Consider the following 21,019-nt stretch of genomic DNA (forward strand, 5'->3'; position numbering starts at 1 on the left):
CCCGGTGGACCCGGTGGCCCCGGCCGAACCCGCGTTCCCCGCGGCGGCCATCGCGGCGCCGAACGAGTCCGCGGACGCCGGCGCACCCGACGAGGACGCGGCCCGCGCCGGTGCCGGGGCGGCAGCGGACGTGGTGATGGTCAGGCTCATGCTGCGCTCCCCGCGTTCATGAGGGACAGCAGCGCCGCCGTCTGCAGGTCCGTCGCACCCGAGGCCGCGGTCGTCGCCGTCGTGGCGGACGCCTGCGCGGGCACGATGCGTCGGATCGTGGCGATGTCCGAGTCCTTGTACCAGTTGTCGACGATCCGGACGTCCTTGCCCGGTCGCGGCGCGTGCAGGACCTTGCCGTCGCCGACGTAGATGACGACGTGCCCCTCGCCCTTCGGGATGATGAGGTCGCCGGGCTGCGCGTCCTTGAGGGACCCCACCTCGACGCCCATCTTCGCCTGGTCCGGCACGACCCGGGGCATGGTCACCCCGAGGTCCTTGAACACCGTCTGCACCAGCCCCGAGCAGTCCATGCCGCTCGTGGTGGTGCCGCCGAAGACGTACGGCACGCCGAGGTACTTCTTCGCGTCCGCGACGACGTCGGCACCCGTGGCGCCGCTGCCCGTCGCGAGGGTCCCGGCCCCGGCGTCGACGGACGTGGCGGCGGCCGCGGGCGTCACGGCCGAGGTCGTGCCGGTGCCGGTGGTGCCGGTCCCGCTCCCGGTCGCGGTCGCCAGGGCGTCGGCGAACGCGGTCGACGTGGCGGCGCCCGACGCGGCCGAGGTGGCCGCCGTCGCGGTGGTCCCGCTGCGCAGGGCATCGATCTGGGTCCGGATCTCGGAGATCCGGGAGAGCACGGCGTCCACGCTCATCGGGCACCACCTTCCGCGCGGCTGCGTGCCGCGATCTCGTCGAGGGCGTTCTGTTCGGTGCGGAGGTCCTCGGCGGCCTGCTGCTCGTCGTGCTGGACCTCGAGCTTCTCGAGCCCGAGGGCGGACCGGCGGGCGGCGTTGTAGTCGTCCTGTGCCCGGTCGGCGTCGGCGCGGCGGGTCCGGGCGACGGCGTCGAGCTCCTCGAGCATCCCGCGGGTGGCGGCACGGGCCGCGGCGACCGCGCTGAGGGTCGCGGCGTCCTGGATCGGCTGCGACCCCTCGGCGCCGGCGAGGTTCCGACGCGCTGCGATCCGGGCGTCGGCGGCGTCCCGCACCCGCTCGTTGGCGGTCGCGAGGGCGGCGGCGGCACGGTCCTGTTCGGCGTGCCGGAGCCGGAGGAGCCCGGCGAGCGGGAACCGGCGGGCCATCAGGCACCACCCCCGGTGCCGAGCGTGCTGACGAGTGCGTCGAGGGAGCGCCACGACGCAGCCGCGGTCGCACGCTCGTCCATGCCCTGCCGCAGGAAGCCGTCGATCGCGTCCTGGTGGTCGACGGCGGCGTCCACGAGGGGGTTCGTCCCGCGCTGGTACGCCCCGACGTCGAGCAGGTCCTGCGCCGCCCTGCGCGCGGCCATGACCTTCCGCAGGGCCGTCGCCGCACCGCGCTGCCCGGGCGTGGTGACCTTCGAGGCCACGCGCGACACCGAGCCGAGCGCGTCGACGGACGGGAAGTGCCCGGTGATCGCCAGCTTCCGGTCGAGGACGACGTGCCCGTCGAGGATGCTCCGGGCGGCGTCGGCGATCGGTTCGTTGTGGTCGTCGCCGTCGACGAGGACCGTGTACAGCCCCGTGACGCTGCCGACCCGGTCGGTCCCGGCGCGTTCGAGCAACCCGGCGAGGACGGAGAACGTCGACGGCGGGTAGCCCCGGGTGGCCGGCGGCTCCCCCACGGACAGCCCGATCTCGCGCTGCGCCATCGCGACGCGGGTGAGCGAGTCCATCATCAGCACGACGTCCTGTCCGGCGTCGCGGAAGGACTCGGCGATGCGGGTGGCGACGAACGCGGCACGCAGGCGCATGAGCGCCGGCTCATCCGAGGTCGACACGACGACGATCGAGCGGGCGAGGCCCTCCGGACCGAGGTCGTCCTCGAGGAACTCGCGCACCTCGCGTCCGCGCTCGCCGACGAGGGCGATGACGTTGACGGCCGCGTCGCTCCCCCGGGCGATCATCGACAGCAGCGAGGACTTGCCGACGCCGGAGCCCGCGAACAGGCCCATGCGCTGCCCGCGCCCGACCGTGGTGAGGGTGTCGAGCACGCGGACGCCGAGCTGCATCGGGGTGTCGATGCGCGTCCGGGCCATGGCGTTCGGCGTCTCGTGGTCGAGCGGCACCCACGCGACCGGCTCGCCACCGGCGCCGACGAGCGGACCGCGGTCGTCGATCGGGCGTCCGAGTCCGTCGAGCACGCGTCCGAAGAGTCCCGCCCCGGTGGGCACGAGCACCGGTCGCCCGGTGGGCCGTGCGGGCGTGCCGGCGGTCACACCGGTCAGGCGCCCGAGCGGCATGCAGCGGACGCCGGTGACGTCGGTCGCGACGACCTCGACGAGGGTCTGCGGCGCACCCTCGGCACCGACGGCGACGACCTCGCCGACGTGCGCGTCGAGTCCGGCGATCGTGAGGCCGAGTCCGACCGCGCTCGTGACGACACCGACCCGCTGCGGAGCGGCCTGTCGGAGTGCCTCGTCGAGCCCACGGGGGCGGAGGAGCGTCGTGGTCACGGGGTCACCCCCAGCGCCGTGCGGGCACGGTCCAGCGCGGTGGCGATCCGCGCGTCGAGCATCCCGTCGGGCAGGTCGACGACGGCGTCCCCGTCGCGCAGCGACGGGTCGGCGACGACCGGGACCGGCAGGTCGAGTTCGGCGACGCGCGCGGCGTCCGCGACGCTCAGCCGGAGGGCCACGGCGACGGTGCGGTCGATGGACGCGAGCGCCCGCTCGACGGTCGCCTGCGCACCGGGGACGACCCGCGCCTCCCGTCCGTCATCGGCGGTGTCCGCGGTTCGGGAGGCGCGGATCGCGTACCCGACGACGGCTTCCGCCAGGTCGACGGCCGCGACCGCGACCGACTGCTCGGCCTGGTCGAGGACCGGTGCGACGTGCGACAGCATCGCGTTCGTCGCGGCGTCGAGGACCGCGATGCGGCGCGCGGTGTCGGCCTGCATCGAGGCGGTGCGGGCCGCGTGCTCGGACTCGAGCCGGGCACGGAGCGCGTCGGTCTCGGCCTGCGCCTGCCGGAGCCCCGCGGCGTACCCGGCGGCGTGCCCGCGCACGTCGGCGCTGGCGGCGCGCGCGTTCCCGGACGGGTCCCCGATGACGGGGAACGCGACGCGCTGGACCACGGACTCAGTCAACGAGCTCGTCCTCCTCGGCGCGGTGGACCGTGATGACGCCCTGCGCCTCGAGTTCGCGGACGGAGCGGACGACCTCGGCGCGGGCCTCCTCGACCTGCGAGACCCGGACCGGGCCCATGGCCTGCAGCTCGTCGTCGAGGAGCTCGCGGTTGCGCTCGGAGACGTTCGCCCGGATCGTCGCGACGACCGGCGCGGCGGCACCCTTCATGGCGGTCGCGAGGAGCTTCGAGTCGATCCCGCGCAGGACCTGCTGGATGTCGCGGGACTCGAGCTTGACGATGTCCTCGAACGTGAGCATCCGGGAGCGGATGTCCTCGGCGAGCTCGGGGTCGCGCGCCTCGAGCCCGTCGAGCACGGCCTTCTCGGTGGCGACGTCCGAGCGGTTGATGATGTCGACGAGCGGGGCGATGCCGCCGACGACCTCGACGCTCTCGCGCGGCGACACGACGGCACCGGCGCGCTGGCGGAGGACGCCGGCGACGATCCCGACGGCTTCCGGGGTCGCGCTCCCCATGGTCGCGAACGCCTGGGCGACGTCGGTGCGGGCGCGCTCGTCCACCCCGGCGAGCACGGCGCTGGCCTGGGCCGGCTTCAGGTGTGCGAGCACGAGGGCGATGGTCTGCGGGAGCTCGCCCTCGAGGAGCGTGACGACCTGGCCGGGCTCGGCGTCGTCGAGGAAGTCGAACGACTGCCCGGCGAGGTTCGAGGCCAGGCGGTCCATGACGCCGGCGGCGCGTTCGGCACCGAAGGACGCCTCGAGCAGCCCGAGCGCGGTCTCCTTGCCGCCGCGCTTCTGCGTGCGGCCGCTCAGCGTCATCCGGTGGAACTCGGTCAGGGTCTTGTCGACGACGGTGTCCTCGACGCGGCGCATCCGGACGATCTCGGCGGAGATCTCCTCGGCCTCGATCTCGGTGAACTGCTTCATCACCTCGGCGGCGCGCTCGGTCTCCATCTGCATGAGGATGAGCGCGACCTTCTGCGCACCGGTCAGCGCACGGTCGCCAGCGCCGGTCCCGCCGGCGCTCGGCACCAGGGCGCTCACACCGGTGCCCGGTCGTCGAGGAGCCCGCGGAGGAGCTCGGCCGTGCGCTTCGGGTCCCGCTCGGCGAGGGCGGAGATGTCCTGGCGACGACGCTCCGCGGTGATCTCCTCGGTGGTGAGGACCTCGGTGGGGGCGTCGTCGTGCGGGACGGTGGGCAGCGCGACGGTCGTGGCGTCCCCGGCCTGCAGGGTGCTCCGGTCCGCGGCGCCGTCGACGGCGAGCGGGAGCTGGAAGGTCTCGCCGGAGAAGGCGTCGAGCTCGCCGAGGTCGACCGCCTCGCGCTCCTGCTTCCGGCTGCGGCGGGCGAGGAAGACGATGATCGCGATGAGGGCCAGCAGCGCGCCGACGACGATCCCGGCGGTGCGGATCGACGACCACAGCGCCTCCTGCTGGTCGGCCTTCTGCTGGGCCTCGAGCGCCTTCGTCGCCTTGTCGGCGGCGCTGGTGTCGAAGTCCATCATCGCCACACGGACCTGGTCGCCGCGTGTCTGGTCGACACCGGCGGCCGCGGCCACGAGGTCGTTGATGCTCTGCAGGTTCGCGTTCTGCACCGCGGCCGCCTTGGAGTTCAGCGCGACCGAGATCGTCTGGCGGGAGAGCCCACCGGCCGGCAGCTGCGTGGTCTCGGTGGTGTGGTCGACGGCGTTGTTCTTCGTCGCGGACTCGTTCTTGTAGCCGTCGTCGGCGCCGCTCGTCGCGGTGCCGTTCGGCACGGCGATGTTGTCCGGTCCGAGGACGCCGGTCGCCCCGGCGCCGCCGGCACCGGACCCCGCGCCGTACTGCTCGGTGGTGGACGACTCGTTGAGCGCGACCGGGCCGGTCGTCGGCGTCGTGTACGACTCCGACGTGCGGGTGCCCGAGTTCTGGTTCATCGTGGCGGACACCACGACGCTGGCGTTCCCGGTGCCGAGGGTCGTGTCGAGCAGGTCCTGGATCTTCTTGCTCGTCGAGGCGTCGTAGTCGGCCGCCTGGTCCGCCCCGCTGCCGGTCGCGCCGGTGCCGACGGCGGAGAGCGTCTGGCCCTTCGCGTCGACGACGGAGACGTCGGTCGGCTGCATGCCCTCGACGGCGGCGCTCGTCAGGTGCACGATCGCCTGGACCTGGTCGGTGCTCAGCTCGCTGCCGTTCTTCGTGGCGATGAACACCGACGCGGTCGGGTCCTTCTCCTCGGAGACGAACACGGTCTTCTCGGGGATCGCGAGCTGCACGGTGGCGGTCTGCACGCCGTCCATCGCGCCGATGGTCTTCGCGAGCTCGCCCTCCATCGCGCGCTTGTACGTGACGTCCTGCTGGAACTCGGAGCTCGTCACGCCCATCTTGTCGAGCAGCGAGTAGCCGCCCTCGTTCGATGCGGGCAGCCCGTTCGACGCGGCCTTGAGCCGCTCCGAGTACACCGACCCCTGCGGGACGAGGATCGTGGCCCCGCCGTCGGTGAGCTGGTACGGCACGCCGTCGGTGGTGAGCTGGTCGGTGACGCTCGCCGCGTCGGCCGCCGCCAGTCCGGTGAACAGCGGGGCGTAGGACGCCTTGCCGAGCCAGCTCGCGAGCGCGATGCCGCCGAGCACGAGCGCGGCGATGACGAGGATCGCGATGGTCCGCTGGGCAGCGCTGAAGCCCTTGACGTAGGCGGCGAGACGACCGAAGAGGTCCTTGACGGCGACGGGCATCAGGCCTGCATCCTCATGATCTCGTTGAAGGCGTCGACGCCCTTGTTGCGGACGGCGGAGACGAGCTCGAGCGTGACCTGGGCGCGGGTGGCGGCGATGGTCGCGTCGTGGATGTCGTCGAGGTTGCCGGTGACGGCCTTGAGCGCGAGGGTCTTCGAGTCGCTCTGCAGCTGCTGGAGCCCGTCGACCGCGTTCCCGAGCGACGCGGCGAACCCGCTGCCGTCGGACGTCGCGCCGGCGGCCGCGACTCCGCTCGTCGCGCTCGTGCCGACGTCGCTGGACGTGCCGCTCAGGCTCGTCATCGCGTTCGTCATCGCGTTGGTGGTCACACCGTTCACGGCGTCGATGGGCATCAGTTCTTCCCGATCTGCAGGGCCGCCTCGTAGGCGGTCTTCGCGCGGTCGACCACGGCGGCGTTCGCCTGGTAGCCCCGCTGGGCCATGATGAGGTCCGCCATCTGCGTGCCGAGGTCGATGTCCGGCATGCGGACGTAGCCCTCCGCGTTCGCGAGCGGGTTGTCCGGGTCGTACGTGACCCGGCCGGCGGCGCTGCCGAACGCGGCGCCCTTGACGTAGGCGCCGGACACGCCGTTGCCCTCCTGGACCTCGACGTAGCGGGCCTGGAACGCGGAGTCGTCCATCGACTTCACCGTGTTGACGTTCGCGATGTTGTCCGACACGGCGTCGAGCCACTTGCGGTGCACCGTCATGCCGGTGCTCGCGATGCCGATCGCGTCGAACGTGGTCACGAGGTGGTCCGCATCGCCGCGCGGACACTGGTGAGCTCGGAGTTCATCGCCTGCGTGGCGAACTGGTACCGGAGCACGGTGTCGATGTTCGAGAGCGTCTCCTCGTCGAGGTTGACGTTGTTGCCGTTCGTGTTCGTCGGCTCGAGGCTCCGCGCGACGGTCGGGGTCGTGCCGCCGTCCCCGTCGACGATCGACTTCGCCAGGGCGTCCTCGAACTGGACCTTCTCGGCGTGGTAGTTCGGCGTGTTGATGTTCGCGATGTTGTTCGCGATGACCTTCTGTCGCATCGACAGGCCGTCGAGCGCACTCTGCAGTGCGACGCTCGTCACGGAATCGAACACTGGTGGACCGTCCCCTCGCTGACGACGTCCCCTGTTGACGTCGCCTGATGGCGGTGGCCGATCCGTGGCCGAACTGGTGAGCGATCCGTGCTCAGGGGGCGCTGTCGGCCGGGCCGTGGGGCGCGTTAGGGGTCGCCCCGAACGGGGGGCGGGGCGCGCTCACGTGTGCACACTTCGACATTCCGCCGGTCGATCGACGCGTGCTTCGTCGCACGATGCACACGCATCCGGTGCGTGTGCATGCTCCGACGTTCCGCCAGTCGATCGACGCGTGCTTCGTCGCACGATGCACACGCATGCGCGCGCCGCCGCGGCTCGTCCCGCCCGCGCCCGCGCCGCGCCCCGTGTCAGGCGGACGCGTCGAGGTACACCGACCCGCGCGGCTCCCGCGTCGCGTCCACCGCCCGGAGCGCCCCGAGGTGGTCGAGTGTCGCCCGACGGTCCCCTTCGAGCGCCGCGATCCGGTCCCGCTGCGCGGCGAGCAGCCGGGAGGCACGCCCCACCAGCTCCCGCGGCACCGGCCCCAGCCCGGTCGGCTCGGACCACCGCACGTCGCCGCCCGCCGTCAGGTCGGCTTCGAGCGCCTCGAGCACGGCCTCCCACGCGGCACGGCGTTCCGCGTCAGGCGACACCGAGTGCCCCGCCGGTCGGGTGGTGCACCGCGGTCGCCGCCGGGATCGACGCGGCGGCCTCGTGCCACGACTGCCGCAGCGGCTCGAGGATCCGGATGCAGTCTCGGGTGGCCTGGACGTCCCGGTGCACGTTCGCGGTGATGAGCGACGTCGACGCGTAGTTGTAGATCGCCAGCAGTCCCTCACCGCCGTCCCACACGTCGATCTTCAGCGTCGAGGACAGCTCGCCGACGATGGCCTGCGCGTGCAGGAGCTGCTCGCGGGCCGCGTCCCAGTCGGCGGTCGTCTGTGCGGCCTCGGCGCGGTGCAGGTCGAGGAGCAGCCGGTCGTAGAGCATCGTGACGAGCTGCGCCGGCGTCGCCGAGAGCACGGCTTCGTTCGTGTACTGGGCACGGCGCTGGTCCGTGACGGTGCGGGGCTGCGCGGCCTGTCGGAAGGCGGCGGACTGGAGGTCGAAGGCGTTCATCGGTGTTCCTGTCAGCTCGTCGTCGACGCCAGCTGGCTCGCGAGCCAGCTGGACTGGGACTGGAGCTTGCTGAGGCTGGTCTCGAGGCTCGCGTACATCGTCTGCAACGCTGCGCGACGCGAGGTGAGCCGGTCGGTCCAGCTGTCGATCTGGGTGTTGAGGTCCTTCGCGACGGCCTGCTGTCCGGTGATCGCGGTGGTGATGGACCCGTCGTACTTGTCGGAGGCCGCGGTGGCAGCGGCGCCGACGTTCGCCGCGACGCCCGAGAGCATCGCCTGCGTGCCCTCCGGATCGGTCGCGAGGGCCTTCTGGAAGACGTCGGCGTCGAAGGTGAAGTCGCCGTCCTTCGTGATCGAGATCCCGATCGACGACGGGGACTTCCCGCCCACCGGCGCGGACATCGTGCTGGCGAGCCGCTGGACGACGTCACGCGTGGTGCCGTCGCCCGAGAGCACGCCGGCCGTCGTCGTGGTGGTGCCGGTCGTCGGGCTGGTCGTGCTCGTGACGGCGGTGTTCGAGCTGTAGTAGGCGGCCACGGCGTTCATCGCGTCGACGAGGCCGGACGCGACGGTCTGCGCCTTCGTGGTGTCCTGTGCGATGGTCAGCGTCACCGGGTCGGTGGTGGGCTGCGTCACCGTGACGCTGACCCCGGGGACGAGGTCGGTGAAGGTGTTCGTCGTGCTCGTCACCGTCTGCGCCGCCGCGGTACCGGCCCACAGGGTCACGCTGGCGTCCTTCGCCTGCGTGACGACCGCGGCACCGACCTGGGTGAGGACGTTCGTCGCGGTGCCGGCGGTGACCTCGTCGGCCGTGCCGCGGTACACCTCGAACGCTCCGGCTGCCCCGGTCTTCGCCGAGGTGAGCTGCAGGCGGTAGAGCTTCGTGCCGTCGGCGTCGGTCCCGGCAGCGACCCGCGTCGCCGTGACACCGGCGCCCGACTTGTTGATCGCGGACACGGTGTCGTCGAGGGACCCGGAGGCCGGTGTGACGGTCGTCTTCGTGCCGTCGGCGCCGACGAGCGTGATCGGCTCGGCTGCGGAGGACCACGTCGCCATCGCAGCGGTGACGCCGACCTGGGCCGACGCGGTGGACCCGACCGTGAAGCTCAGCGACCCGGCGCTGGCGTTCGCCCCGGTGACCGCGGTGACGCCCGGCGACGAACTCGTGGCCGTGAAGAGGTCGAGCGAGGTCGCCTTCGCCGCGTCCTTCGCCTTCGTCGCGAGGGTCTGCACGAGCCCGTTGATCGTCTGCAGTGACGAGATGAACGAGTTGGTGCTGGTGAGCTTGTTCTTGAGGAGCGTCTGCGGGACCCCCTCGACGCTCATCAGCGAGTTGATGAGGTCGGTGGTCTTGAGACCGCTGACGAGACCGTCGATCGCGAGACTGCTCGCCGATGACACGGACGACATCGATGGCTCCTGCCGCTACGAGGGGAAAGGGTGCGGGTGACGCCGCCGCCCGGGGTACCTGAACGATCCCGGACGGCGGCGTCAGCGCTGCTAGCGCAGGAGCGAGAGCACACCCTGCGTGCTCTGGTTGGCCTGCGCGAGCATCGAGGTGCCGGCCTGGCTGAGGATGTTGTCGCGCGTGTACTTGACCATCTCCTCCGCCATGTCGACGTCGGTGATGCGCGAACCGGCAGCGGTGAGGTTCTCCTTGGCCACGTTCGTCACGTTGATGGCGTGGTCGAAGCGGTTCTGGATGGCACCGATGTTCGAACGTGCCGTCGACACGCTCTTGATCTGCGCGTCGATCGTGGTGATCGCGGTCTGCGCACCGGTGGCGGTCGTGAAGTCGAGACCGGTGACGGCGGTCGCCACGGTCGAGACGTTCGCGCCCGACAGGTCGACGTCGATCTGGCTCGCCGCGTCGCCGTTGGCGCCGACCTGGAACTTCAGGACGCCTGCGGTGCCGGCGGAGCCGTCGAGCAGGTTGATGCCGTTGAAGTTGGTCGACTGGGAGATGCGGGTGAGCTCCTTGGACAGCTCGGTGACCTCGGTGGAGATCGCCGTGCGGGAGTCCGCGTTGTTCGAGTCGTTGCCGGCCTGCACGGCGAGGTCACGCATGCGCTGGAGGATCGAGTGGGTCTCGGTGAGGCCACCTTCAGCGGTCTGCACGACGGAGATGCCGTCCTGTGCGTTGCGGGCGGCGACCGTGAGGCCACCGACCTGGGACTTCAGCCCCTCGGAGATCGACAGACCGGCCGCGTCGTCGGCAGCACGGTTGATGCGGAGACCCGACGAGAGCTTCTCGAGGGACTTCGACAGGTCGTTCTGCGTCGAGTTCAGGTTCCGGTACGTGTTGAGTGCCGAGAGGTTGGTGTTGATGGACATACCCATGGTGGTTTCCTCCGTGAAATCTGGGTCGTACGTCTGCCCGTCCGTGGGCTGACAGGGGTGACTCTCGACCGGTTGGCCGAAGCCGTTAGGGAATCGGCGGAATTCGTCGTGCGACGAGACCGCCGAGGGCTAGCTCACCGCGACGACGGGGGCGGTCGTGACCGTCGTGGCGTCCTGCACGGCACGCGCCACGCCGGCTGCGGCGTTCGCGGCGACCCGTGCCAGGTACGCACTGCGGCGCGCGGCGGTGGTCTTCGAGGCCGGCTCCACGGTGACGCCGTCGTCCCCGTAGTGCGCGGCGAGTCCGTCGCGGAGCAGGCGCATCGCCTCGGAGCGCTGCTGCGACACGGCGGAGTGGGTGATCCCGAGCTCGGCGGCGACCTCGGTCACCGACCGGTCGCCGAAGTACACGTTCTCGACCACGAAGCGCATCCGCTCCGGCAGCGCCTCGACGGCGGCACGGAGGTAACGGCGCTTCTCGGCCTCGAGCAGGTCCTCGCCCGGCAGCGGCAGGTCCGCGGCGAGGGTGTCGTGCACGGTCTCGTCGATCGGCGAGACGGTCCGGGCCGCGTCGCTCATGGCGTCGGCGGCGGTCTGGCGGTCGACGCCCATCGCGTCCGCGATCTCCTGCACGCCGACGCTCCGCCCGAGCCGGGCCGACAGCGCCTCCTGCGTGGCGAGGGTCTCGCGGATCCGCTTCCGGGTGCCGCGGGACGCCCAGTCGGCGGAGCGCATGTCGTCGGCGATCGCGCCGGTGATGCGGGTGCGGGCGTACGCGCCGAAGGGGACGCCGAGGTCGGGGTCGAAGGCCTCGGCCGCGGCGACGAGGGCCAGCGACCCGACGGCGGCGAGGTCGTCACGGTCGAGGTGCGTGGCACGCGCCCGCACGTCGGCGACGATGTAGCCCACGAGCGGGAGGTGCTCCACGATCATCGCGTTGCGGTCGTTCCGGTCCATGCTGATCCCCTGGTCGCCTGACATGCCTGACCCGTCCGTGGGCGCGGCAGACGCCGGCCTCGGATGGCCGGTGCGTACGCCGAAGACCCACCCGGGTCCCTCCGGGTGGTGCACCGTGCGTCCCTGCGACGCGGTGCGGGGTGTCCCCCGCGGTGCGCTTCGAATGTATCGGCTGGCAAAGCCCTGAGGAGGTGCACAACCGTCCCCAAAGCGGGGGTGAGGGGGCATTTTCCCGGTCGGCATTTGGGGGGACCCCGGCCCGGGAACGCGCGTTCTTGTCCCCCGATGTGGGTGATTCCCTGGAGGCGCGGGTCGTGTCCGGCAGGCGCGGTCACCCGGTCGGTGCTTACGCCCGGCTCCCGCGACCCGATAGGTCCCGGTGTCCGCAGGATGACCGACACACCCCACCGGGAGGAGCTGATGAGCGTGAACGAACTGTCCGCCGTGCTCTGGCGCGAACGCGAACTGCTCGAGCTGCTCACCTTCAAGCTCGAGGAGGAACAGCTGCTCCTCGCGGCCGGTCGCTCCCGCTGGGTCTCACACGCCAGCCGCGAGGTCGAGCAGGTCCTCGAGCGTCTCCGCAGCACCGGTCTCGAGCGTGCCGCGTCGAGCGCCGAGGTCGCCGAGGAGTGGGGCGTCGCCGCCGACGCTCCCCTGCGCGAGGTCGTCGCCGCTGCGCCGAACGGCCCCTGGGGCGAGATCCTCGCCGCCCACCTCACCGCGATGGTGGAGCTCACCACGCAGATCGGGGCGCTCCGCGACGAGAACGACCGCTTCCTCCGTGCCGCCGCGCAGGCGACCGAGGAGACGCTCGCCGGGTCCGTCACGGGTGCCGCCACCTACGACGCCAGTGGTACCTCGGGTACGGGCACGGACGGCGCACGACTCTTCGAGGGGACCCTGTAGCACCGTGGTCAGCACCTTCGGCTCCCTCGCCACCGCCTACTCCGGCCTCGCCGCGGCCCGCGCCGGCATCGACGTCACCGGGCAGAACATCGCCAACGCCGGCACCGCCGGGTACACCCGCCAGCGCGTCTCGCAGTCCTCGATCCCCGCCGCCCAGACCGGGTTCATGCGCGGGACCGCAGCGCTCGCGGGCCAGGGCGTGTCCGTCGACGGCATCGCCCGCCTGGCGTCCCTCACGCTCGACGCCGGCGTGCGGGTGGCCTCCGGCTCCTCGGCCTACGCCGACGCCCGCGCCACCGCACTCGCCGCGCTCGAGAACGGGCTGAACGAACCCGGTGACGACGGGCTCGCCAGCAAGCTCGACGCCTTCTGGTCCTCGTGGAGCGAGCTCTCCAGCCACCCGGACGACCCCGGTGCCGCCAGCGCCGTCATCGGCGCCGCGAAGACCGTCGCCAGCGCGCTCGCCAGCGGCTCGAAGGCGATCGACGCACAGTGGACGAGCGTCCGCGGCACCGTCGACGGCCAGGTGCAGCAGCTCAACGACGCCGCGTCGCAGGTCGCCGACCTGAACGGTCGGATCCGCACCGCGCTGGCGTCCGGCGGGAACGCGAACGAGCTGCTGGACCAGCGCGACCAGCTCACCCAGCAGATCGCCTCGCTGGCCGGCGGCACGGTCCGACAGAACACCGACGGCACCGTCGACGTCCTCATCGGCGGCAACGCCATCGTGCAGGGCACCGATGCCCGCTCCGTGGCGCTCGGCGGCGGGCAGCGCATGGCCGACGGTGCCGCGGTCACCCTCACCTGGACCTCGGGCACGGCCGGCGCGGTCGCCCTGTCCGGCGGGTCGATCGGCGGGAACCTCTCACTGCTCGCCCCCGCGACGGCGAACGGCACCGGCGGAGCCCTCGCCGAAGCGTCCGCGTCGTACGACCAGGTCGCGACGAAGCTCGCCACCGCGGTCAACGCCGTGCACGCCACGGGGACGACCCCGACCGGTGCCACCGGGACCCCGTTCTTCTCCCTCGCGGCCGGCGTCCCGGCGGCCCAGGGCCTCTCGGTCGTCCCGACCGACGGCAGCGGCCTGGCGACGCGGAACGCGGCGGGGGAACTCGACGACTCGTTCACCGACGCGCTCTCGCGACTCGGCGCGGCCTCCGACGGTGCCGACCGCTCCTGGGCGACGTTCGTGGCGGGGGTGGGCAGCGCCTCCAGGTCCGCCGCGTCGGAATCGACGCTCACCGGACTCGCGCTGACCAACGCGCGCACGCAGCAGCAGTCGAGCGCCGGTGTGGACCTCGACGAGGAGAACGTCAACCTGCTCAGCTACCAGCACGCGTACCAGGGCGCCGCGCGGGTCCTGACCGCCGTCGACGAGATGCTCGACACCATCATCAACCGCGTCGGACTCGTCGGGAGGGGCTGACCGTGATCACCCGTGTGACCACCCAGATGTCGATGACGGCCGCGAGCGCCAGGCTGCAGGCCGGCGCCGCGAAGCTCGCGCAGCTCACCGACCAGGCGACGACGCTGAAGAACATCCAGCGGCCGTCCGACGACCCCGTCGGGACCGCCTCGTCGATGCAGGTGCGCAAGGAGCAGGCGGCCGCCGCGCAGTACACGCGCAACGCGAACGACGCGGCCGGCTGGCTCGCCACGACCGACAGCGCCCTGTCGAGCGTGTACTCCGTGCTCAACAACGTGCGCGACCTCACCGTGCAGGCGGCGAACAGCGGCACCATGAGCGACACCGACCGCGACGCGTTCATCACGCAGTTCCAGTCCCTCAAGTCCGAGCTCGAGTCCCGGGCGAACACGACGTACGGCACGCGATCGGTGTTCGCCGGATCGTCCACCGCCGCCACCGCGTACGACCCGGCGACCGGGTGGGCGTCCTCCGGCACCGACGTCACCCGACGCATCGGCGACGGCACCACCGTGCGGGTCGACACCGCCGGCACCGCGGTGTTCGGCTCGGGGAACTCGTCCGTCTTCGCCATGATCGACTCGATCGTCGGCGACCTGCAGAACGGCGTGAACGTGAACCCCCGCATCAACGACGTCGACGCCGCGATCAGCACCGTGCGCGGCATCCAGGCCGACGTCGGCGTCCGGCACGCCGCGGCCCTCTCCGCGCAGGACTCCCTGAAGAGCGCGACCGTGTCGCTCGAGAACCGGCGCGCCGGCATCGAGGACAAGGACCTCGCGAAGGCCGTCCTCGACCTGCAGGTGCAGCAGACCAACTACCAGGCAGCCCTCGCCGTCACCGCGAAGGTCCTGCAGCCGACCCTGATGGACTACCTCCGATGAGCATCGACCTGACCTTCGCCGTCCCGCCGTTCGGCCTGGCGCCCGCCCCCGTCTTCACGCTGACGCCCGTGGACGGCGCCGAAGGCCTGTTCACCCTCGTCGGGGGTTCCTCGCGCTTGTTCGTGCTCGACGCCGCGGTGCACCTGCCGTCGTACGCGCCGGAGCTCACGGACGAGCAGGCCGCCGGGCTCGGGCTGACCGCACCAGAGGACGCGATGCTGCTCGTCGTCGCGAACCCGGGCGGCGCCGACGGCGGGACCACGGTGAACCTGCTCGCGCCGATCGTCGTGAACGCCCGGACGTCGGTCGGGGCGCAGCTCATCCTCGAGGAGCAGGACCTGCCGCTGCGCGCGGAGCTCGCCGCGCGCTGAGCGCTGGCGGCGGCGCCCGCGCCCCGGGTTCCGCGCGTGTTTCGACATCGCGCGAGTCGATCGACGCGTGCTTCGTCGGAACCTGCACACGCATGAGATGCACGTGCATGGAGCGACATCACGCCTGACGATCGACGGGTGTCTTGTCGGTCGATGTACCCGCACGGATCACCCTCGGTCCTCCACAGGCGGGTCGATGACCGGAGGTGTCCACGGATCCGGCGGCACGGACGCCCGGGGACCGACGCGGGCGCGACCCTGGGGCGGTGAGCAGAGCAGACGACATCGAGATCATCCGCACGACCGGGCTCCCGAGTGCGGAACGGCGGCACCTCGAACGAGCCGTCCTCCGTGGGCAGCTGGTCCGGATCCGGCCCGGCGTGCTCGTGCAGCAGGGTGCGCTGGACGATCTCCTGCCCGAGGATCGGCACCACGTGCTCGTGCGGGCCTCGATCCACCGCGCACGCCCGAGCGACCTGGTCTCGCACGAGTCCGCGTGCGCCGTGCTCGGACTGCCGTTCGTGGGGCCGTGGCCACCGAAGGTGCACGTGTGCGATCCGACCTCACCGAACACCCGCGTCACGGCGTGGTTCGTCAGACACGGTTCCGAACACCGACCGCCGTTGGGTCACACCCGCGCGGACGAGATCGCCGCGACCGATGCGGCACGGACGGCGGTGGACCTGGCAGCGTCACGACCGCTGATCCACTCGCTCCCCGTCATCGACCACGTGCTCGGCCGCGGCCTCGCCACCTCGACGGAGCTCGAGCGCGCGGCGGGTTCGCTGCGCAAGGGGCGGACGAAGGCGGCGGTCGCGATCGCGATGGGGTCGGGCCTGTCGGGGTCGCCGGCGGAGTCGGTGTGCCGGGTCCGGTTCCGGCAGCTCGGCGTCCCGCAGCCCGTACAGCAGCACACGTTCCGACGGCCCGGGGAACGCACGGCGATCGTCGACTTCTGGTTCCCCGAGGCCGGCGTCGTGGTCGAGGTGGACGGCCGGGGGAAGTACGAGGACCCGGCGATGCTGGGCGGCTCCACCACCGCCGACGCCCACTGGCAGGAGAAGCAGCGCGAGGACTTCGTGCGGTCCTTCCCCGAGGTCCGCGCCGTCGTCCGGCTGACCTGGGCGGACCTGATGGATCCCGAGCGGGTCCGGCCGAAGCTCCGACGGGCGGGGATCACGTGCCGGTGAACCGCGGAGCGTCCGGGTGGTGGGCCCGTTGGCGCTCGACATCGGAGACCGCGGCACGGCCGACGACCACGTCGCCCGCTCCGAGTCGGACGCCGTGGACCCGCCCCGTGCCCTTGACGACGGCACCGCGCCGGTCCGGGTCCGGGTCGTGGCGGTCGGCCCCGGCGCCGAGGACGACGTCACGGACCGCAACCGTCCCGATCACCTGCGCACCGGCCCCGATCGTCGCCGGTCCCTCGACGAGACAGCCACCCGACAGCCGTGCACCCGCGCCGATCTCCACGTCGGCACTCCCGGAACCGGACGAGGCCGCACCGACCGCGACGACCGTGACAGGACCTGGCCCGAGCTCCGCCCGACCGATCTCGACGCGCGCCCCGTCGGCGAGGACCGTCACCGGCCCCGGCCCCAACCGCGCCCCCGCGCGGACGACGACCGCCCCGGTCCCCCGGCTCTCGAGGACGGCACCCGGGTACACCACGACGCCCGGCTCGATGACCACCGAACGACCGACCAGCACGGACGCCGGGTCCAGGACCAGCACGTCCGGTGCCAGTGCCGCGACCTCGTCCGGCGTCAGGAATCCGGCAGCGCGCCGTGCTGCATCGAGTGCGTGTGCAGGGGTCATCCGACGAGCCTCCCATGCGTCCGGCGTACCGTCGTCCCCATGGCCCGAGAGCAGAAGGACCAGGCGATCGTGCCCTTGCCGGCAGCGCCTGTGGCCTCCACCCCCACCGACCCGAACGCGCGCACCCCCGAGCAGACCCAGCCGGCCGGCTGGGTCAAGATGCTCGACCGGGTGCTGAGCGTGCAACGCCCCGTCGTGGTGGCCCACGTGCGGGCACTCCGCCGTCGGCACCCCGACTCGACCCCGGCCGAGATCATCCAGATCCTCGAGCGGCAGTACCTCGCGGCGGTGACCACGGGCGGTGCAGCCGTCGGCGCGAGCGCGGTGATCCCGGGCGTCGGCATGGCGGCGGCCCTCGGGTTGAGCGGCGCCGAGACCGTCGGCTTCCTCGAGACCACGGCCCTGTTCGCGCAGTCCGTGACCGAGGTGCACGGTATCGCGCTCGACGACCCCGAGCGCGCACGCATGCTCGTGATGGCGATGATCCTCGGTTCGCCGGGCACCCAGCTCATCAACCAGCTCGCGGGCCAGATCGCCGGTGGACAGGTCCGCACCGCGTTCTGGGGCGAGATGGTGACGTCGTCCCTCCCGAAGCAGGTCGTGAACGGCATCGGCGGACAGGTGCGTGACCAGTTCATCAAGCGCTTCGCCGCGCGGCAGGGCACGACGATCGTCGGTCGGGCCCTCCCGTTCGGGATCGGTGCGGCGGTCGGTGGCCTCGGGAACCACGCGCTCGGGCGGAAGGTGATCCAGGCCTCGCGGACGGGGTTCGGGCTGCCCCCGGCGCAGTTCCCGATCGTGCTGGAACCGACGTCGGGCAAGGAACCGAAGCCGGCCAAGGAACCCAAGCAGGCCAAGGCGCCGAAGGAACGGCGGGCGATCGGTCGTCGGAAGGGCCGCGAGGACCTCTGGGCCGACACCCCGGACCGCACCGGCGACTGACGGTCACACCCACCGCCCGGGCGCGAACCACCGACCGGACGCAAACCACCGACCAGACGCGAACCACCAGCCGGACGCAAACCGCCGACCAGACGCGAACCACCAGCCGGACGCAAACCGCCGACCAGACGCGAACCAGCGACGGGACGCAAGCCACCGGCCGGACGTGAACCAGCGATCGGACGCAACCGCCGATCGGCCGGGCGCAACCGCCGATCGGCCGGACGCAACCCACAGACGGACGGGAGGCGCGGTGCCAGCCGGCACCGCGCCTCCCGTCCGTCACAGCGCAAGCCCGCCTCAGCGCCCCCGCACCGGCGTCGTCACCACCTGCCCAGCGTGCGCGAACCCACCGCCGAACCCGAAGAGCAGCGCCGGCACCCCCTCGGGGAGGTCCCCTCGGGCCCACGCCTTCGACAGCCCGAGCGGCACGCTCGCCGCCGACGTGTTCCCCGACTCGACGACGTCCCGCACCACGAACTTCGACTCCCCGCCGAGGGCGTGCACGAGCGGCTCGATGATCCGCAGGTTCGCCTGGTGGAACGCGAACACCCCGATGTCGTCCATCGTGAGCCCCGCAGCGGCAACGGCTGCCCGGGCGTGGTCGGCGGCCTCGGTGATGGCCCAACGGTAGATGGAGCGACCCTCCTGGCTGAAGCGCTCGGGGTCGCCGGAGACGAGCACGGCCTCCTCGAGGTGCGGCACGCTCCCCCACGACACCGGGCCGATCTGGGCCTCGTCGGACACGCCGAGCACGGCGGCGCCGGCACCGTCCCCGACGAGCACGCACGTGGATCGGTCGGTCCAGTCGACGATGCCGGACAGCACCTCCGAGCCGACGACGACCGCGATGTCCGTCGACCCGACCCGGATCGCCTGGTCGGCCAGCGCGACGCCGTACTCGAAGCCGCTGCAGGCGGTGTTGATGTCGATGGGTGCGGCGGCGGGCGACATGCCGAGCGCCGCGGCGACCCGACCGGCGGTGTAGGGCGCCCGGTCGCGGTGGGTGGTGGACGCGACGATGACCAGTCCGACGTCGGAGGGCGCGACGCCGGCGTCGGCGAGGGCGTTCCGCGCTGCCTCGATCGCCATGGAGGTCACGGTGTCCGATGGTCCGGCGATGTGCCGGGTCTCGATCCCGGTCCTCGTGCGGATCCACTCGTCGTTCGTGTCGACCATGGTCGAGAGCTCGTCGTTGGTGAGGACGCGTGCTGGCTGGTGGTGGCCGAACCCGAGGATCCGGCTGCCACGGAGTGCTGGGGTGTTCACGAGACCGCACGCTACTCCCCTGCCCGACCCGCTCATGCCCGGCGCGGCATGGAGCGCAGCCTCCGAGGCGGGTACCCACAGGGCCTGCCTGCGGAGACCGGGACCGCGTAGACCTGGACCATGGACTACACACACCTCGGCCGCACAGGGTTGTCGGTCTCACGAGCCGTGCTCGGGACCATGAACTTCGGCCCGGAGACCAGCGAGGACGACTCGCACGCCATCATGGACCGGGCCCACGAGCTCGGCGTCAACTTCTTCGACACCGCCAACGGCTACGGCGGCTCGGTGGGCAAGGGCGCCACCGAGGAGATCATCGGCCGCTGGTTCGCCAAGGGGGGCGGGCGGCGTGAGAAGACCGTCCTCGCGACGAAGGTCTACGGCGACATGATCGACTGGCCGAACGGCGGGAAGCTCAGCGCGTACAACATCCGCCAGGCCCTCGACGCGAGCCTGCAGCGCCTCCAGACGGACCACATCGACCTCTACCAGTTCCACCACGTCGACCGTGCGACCCCGTGGGACGAGATCTGGCAGGCGATCGACGTCGCCGTGCAGCAGGGCAAAGTGCTCTACGTCGGCTCGTCGAACTTCGCCGGGTGGCACATCGCCCAGGCCCAGGAGGCCGCCGCGCGCCGGAACACCCTCGGCCTCGTCAGCGAGCAGTCGATCTACAACCTCGTCGTGCGCGACATCGAGCGCGAGGTCCTCCCGGCCGCCCGTGAGTACGGCCTCGGCGTGATCCCGTGGTCGCCACTGCAGGGCGGCCTGCTCGGTGGCGTCATCGAGAAGACCGAGAACGGCTCGCGTCGCCTCTCGGGCCGCAGTGCCGAGTACGTCGAGGGCCACCGCGACCAGCTCACCGCCTACGAGTCCTTCGCGAAGGAGCTCGGGCACACCCCGGGCGAGCTCGCCCTGGCGTGGCTCCTGCACCAGCCCGGTGTCACGGCGCCGATCACCGGCCCGCGCACCATGGAGCAGTGGGAGTCCGCGGTCCGCGCCGTCGACATCCGTCTCGACCAGCGTGCGCTCGACCGGCTCGACGAGATCTTCCCGGGGCACAAGACCTCGCCGGAGGACTACGCCTGGTGACGCGCTGACGCCACCACGTCGCTGACGCGACCCATGACGGGAGGCGCGGTGCGGGTCCGACCCGCACCGCGCCTCCCGTCCGTCCGCACGTCCAGAGCCGGACCCGCGTCGCGCGCGCAGCCACCGGTCAGAGCGCGGCTATCTCGTCGTCCCGCAGCCCGATGCTGCGGAGGTACCCGTCCACCGAGCCCCACCGCCGCTCGACGCGCTCGATGACCGTCGTCATGATCTCCGGCACGCAGCGGTGGCCGATCGCCGTCGCTTCGGGGTCCGTGCTGGCGGCGCGCTCGGCGGCGAACCGCTCGACGAGCCCGGCGGCGCTGGCCGCGTAGTCGGCACCGACGGCGTCGAGGTCGGCACCCCAGTGCCGGGCGAGCAGCGCGCTCACGATGCCGGTCCGGTCCTTGCCCGCGGCGCAGCAGACGAGCACGCCGCCGTCCGCGGTGGCGATCGTCCGCAGCGCCGCGGCGATGCCGGAGCGGTGCCGGTCGAGCCAGTCGGTGTACTGGTCCTCGAGGTGGACGGCCTCGGCGGCGGACTCGATCGCCGATGCCGGGTCGAAGAGCGGCACGGATCGGTAGGCGGGCGTGGCGGCGAGCGGGTGCGGCACCGCGTCCGTCTCGTCCACGCGGCGGAGGTCGACCACGGCGGCGAGGCCCGCCGGGTACGCGGCGGGAGCGACCGGGTCGGTGTTCGCCCGGTACACCGTGCGTCGGCGGCCGTGCTGGAGGCCGGGTCCCCCGACCTCGCGGAGGTTCGTGAGCGTGTTCGACGTCGTCGTCATGGCTCCACTCTGCCGGACGCGGGGCGTCGGGCGCGCCCGCCGGCCGCGCGCCCGCCGTCGCGC

Annotated in this window: 24 protein-coding genes; 7 read left to right on the plus strand and 17 right to left on the minus strand. The window is 72.3% G+C overall.

Annotation, left to right across the window (positions count from 1 at the left end; genetic code table 11):
* Positions 1–146: 146 nt before the first annotated feature.
* The 14 genes from HWD93_RS16190 to HWD93_RS16255 form a co-directional block, all read right to left on the minus strand.
* Complete coding sequence (locus tag HWD93_RS16190; protein WP_261647373.1) at positions 147–860, minus strand: C40 family peptidase; 714 nt, start codon at positions 858–860, stop codon at positions 147–149.
* Positions 857–1,288 carry a flagellar export protein FliJ gene (locus HWD93_RS16195; protein WP_261647374.1) on the minus strand — a complete coding sequence of 144 codons (432 nt, stop codon included), beginning with the start codon at positions 1,286–1,288 and terminating at the stop codon, positions 857–859. The genes HWD93_RS16190 and HWD93_RS16195 overlap by 4 nt, the downstream gene beginning before the upstream one ends.
* Positions 1,288–2,640 (minus strand): FliI/YscN family ATPase, encoded by a 1,353-nt coding sequence (locus HWD93_RS16200; RefSeq protein ID WP_092387382.1) that lies wholly within the window; start codon positions 2,638–2,640, stop codon positions 1,288–1,290. Before HWD93_RS16200 ends, HWD93_RS16195 begins: the two co-directional genes overlap by 1 nt.
* The gene (locus HWD93_RS16205; RefSeq protein WP_139219833.1) at positions 2,637–3,272 is read right to left on the minus strand and encodes a hypothetical protein; all 636 of its coding nucleotides are present in this window, start codon (positions 3,270–3,272) and stop codon (positions 2,637–2,639) included. The genes HWD93_RS16200 and HWD93_RS16205 overlap by 4 nt, the downstream gene beginning before the upstream one ends.
* A complete protein-coding gene (fliG, locus tag HWD93_RS16210; protein ID WP_261647375.1) occupies positions 3,265–4,314 on the minus strand; it encodes a flagellar motor switch protein FliG in 1,050 nt (349 codons plus the stop codon). Before fliG ends, HWD93_RS16205 begins: the two co-directional genes overlap by 8 nt.
* Positions 4,311–5,981, minus strand: coding sequence for a flagellar basal-body MS-ring/collar protein FliF (gene fliF, locus HWD93_RS16215; RefSeq protein WP_261647376.1), 1,671 nt, complete (start codon positions 5,979–5,981; stop codon positions 4,311–4,313). The genes fliG and fliF overlap by 4 nt, the downstream gene beginning before the upstream one ends.
* On the minus strand, positions 5,981–6,334 hold the full coding sequence (gene fliE, locus HWD93_RS16220; protein WP_083403303.1) for a flagellar hook-basal body complex protein FliE: 354 nt from the start codon (positions 6,332–6,334) through the stop codon (positions 5,981–5,983). Before fliE ends, fliF begins: the two co-directional genes overlap by 1 nt.
* The gene (locus tag HWD93_RS16225; RefSeq protein ID WP_070418832.1) at positions 6,334–6,729 is read right to left on the minus strand and encodes a flagellar basal body rod protein FlgC; all 396 of its coding nucleotides are present in this window, start codon (positions 6,727–6,729) and stop codon (positions 6,334–6,336) included. The genes fliE and HWD93_RS16225 overlap by 1 nt, the downstream gene beginning before the upstream one ends.
* On the minus strand, positions 6,726–7,070 hold the full coding sequence (locus HWD93_RS16230) for a flagellar basal body protein (protein WP_070418831.1): 345 nt from the start codon (positions 7,068–7,070) through the stop codon (positions 6,726–6,728). Before HWD93_RS16230 ends, HWD93_RS16225 begins: the two co-directional genes overlap by 4 nt.
* A gap of 347 nt (positions 7,071–7,417) precedes the next feature.
* Positions 7,418–7,702, minus strand: a complete 285-nt coding sequence (locus tag HWD93_RS16235; RefSeq protein ID WP_071295371.1) for a hypothetical protein — start codon at positions 7,700–7,702, stop codon at positions 7,418–7,420.
* Positions 7,692–8,168, minus strand: coding sequence for a flagellar export chaperone FliS (gene fliS / locus HWD93_RS16240; protein WP_261647377.1), 477 nt, complete (start codon positions 8,166–8,168; stop codon positions 7,692–7,694). The genes HWD93_RS16235 and fliS overlap by 11 nt, the downstream gene beginning before the upstream one ends.
* Positions 8,169–8,179: 11 nt before the next feature.
* A complete protein-coding gene (gene fliD, locus HWD93_RS16245; protein ID WP_071295372.1) occupies positions 8,180–9,577 on the minus strand; it encodes a flagellar filament capping protein FliD in 1,398 nt (465 codons plus the stop codon).
* Positions 9,578–9,667: 90 nt separating this feature from the next.
* Positions 9,668–10,507: a flagellin gene (locus tag HWD93_RS16250; protein ID WP_070418828.1), complete on the minus strand. Its 840-nt coding sequence runs from the start codon at positions 10,505–10,507 to the stop codon at positions 9,668–9,670.
* 129 nt (positions 10,508–10,636) lie between these two features.
* On the minus strand, positions 10,637–11,488 hold the full coding sequence (locus tag HWD93_RS16255) for a sigma-70 family RNA polymerase sigma factor (RefSeq protein WP_229086786.1): 852 nt from the start codon (positions 11,486–11,488) through the stop codon (positions 10,637–10,639).
* A 396-nt stretch (positions 11,489–11,884) separates the two neighbouring features.
* Here HWD93_RS16255 and HWD93_RS16260 point away from each other — a divergent pair, with 396 nt between their 5' ends.
* From HWD93_RS16260 to HWD93_RS16280, 5 genes are all read left to right on the plus strand, one after another.
* A complete protein-coding gene (locus HWD93_RS16260; RefSeq protein ID WP_070419569.1) occupies positions 11,885–12,370 on the plus strand; it encodes a flagellar protein FlgN in 486 nt (161 codons plus the stop codon).
* Positions 12,371–12,374: 4 nt separating this feature from the next.
* Positions 12,375–13,796, plus strand: a complete 1,422-nt coding sequence (gene flgK / locus HWD93_RS16265; RefSeq protein WP_261647378.1) for a flagellar hook-associated protein FlgK — start codon at positions 12,375–12,377, stop codon at positions 13,794–13,796.
* Positions 13,797–13,798: 2 nt separating this feature from the next.
* Positions 13,799–14,680, plus strand: a complete 882-nt coding sequence (flgL, locus tag HWD93_RS16270; RefSeq protein WP_070418825.1) for a flagellar hook-associated protein FlgL — start codon at positions 13,799–13,801, stop codon at positions 14,678–14,680.
* The gene (gene fliW, locus HWD93_RS16275; protein ID WP_071295376.1) at positions 14,677–15,051 is read left to right on the plus strand and encodes a flagellar assembly protein FliW; all 375 of its coding nucleotides are present in this window, start codon (positions 14,677–14,679) and stop codon (positions 15,049–15,051) included. Before flgL ends, fliW begins: the two co-directional genes overlap by 4 nt.
* A gap of 266 nt (positions 15,052–15,317) precedes the next feature.
* A complete protein-coding gene (locus tag HWD93_RS16280; RefSeq protein WP_261647379.1) occupies positions 15,318–16,241 on the plus strand; it encodes a hypothetical protein in 924 nt (307 codons plus the stop codon).
* On the opposite strand, the gene HWD93_RS16285 is transcribed toward HWD93_RS16280, so the two are convergent.
* Complete coding sequence (locus HWD93_RS16285; RefSeq protein WP_071302923.1) at positions 16,228–16,869, minus strand: hypothetical protein; 642 nt, start codon at positions 16,867–16,869, stop codon at positions 16,228–16,230. The two genes, HWD93_RS16280 and HWD93_RS16285, sit on opposite strands and share 14 nt — an antisense overlap.
* A 39-nt stretch (positions 16,870–16,908) precedes the next feature.
* Here HWD93_RS16285 and HWD93_RS16290 point away from each other — a divergent pair, with 39 nt between their 5' ends.
* On the plus strand, positions 16,909–17,811 hold the full coding sequence (locus tag HWD93_RS16290) for a hypothetical protein (protein WP_261647380.1): 903 nt from the start codon (positions 16,909–16,911) through the stop codon (positions 17,809–17,811).
* A gap of 300 nt (positions 17,812–18,111) precedes the next feature.
* Here HWD93_RS16290 and HWD93_RS16295 read toward each other — a convergent pair whose 3' ends face one another.
* Positions 18,112–19,080 (minus strand): beta-ketoacyl-ACP synthase 3, encoded by a 969-nt coding sequence (locus tag HWD93_RS16295; RefSeq protein ID WP_261647381.1) that lies wholly within the window; start codon positions 19,078–19,080, stop codon positions 18,112–18,114.
* 120 nt (positions 19,081–19,200) lie between these two features.
* Between HWD93_RS16295 and HWD93_RS16300 the strand changes: the two genes are divergently transcribed.
* Positions 19,201–20,172, plus strand: a complete 972-nt coding sequence (locus HWD93_RS16300; RefSeq protein ID WP_071295380.1) for an aldo/keto reductase — start codon at positions 19,201–19,203, stop codon at positions 20,170–20,172.
* A 127-nt stretch (positions 20,173–20,299) separates the two neighbouring features.
* On the opposite strand, the gene HWD93_RS16305 is transcribed toward HWD93_RS16300, so the two are convergent.
* Positions 20,300–20,956, minus strand: coding sequence for a tyrosine-protein phosphatase (locus tag HWD93_RS16305; RefSeq protein WP_261647382.1), 657 nt, complete (start codon positions 20,954–20,956; stop codon positions 20,300–20,302).
* Positions 20,957–21,019: the final 63 nt, after the last annotated feature.

Origin of the sequence: Curtobacterium sp. C2H10 (genome assembly GCF_025407985.1) — a bacterium.
Classification (GTDB): Bacteria; Actinomycetota; Actinomycetes; order Actinomycetales; family Microbacteriaceae; genus Curtobacterium.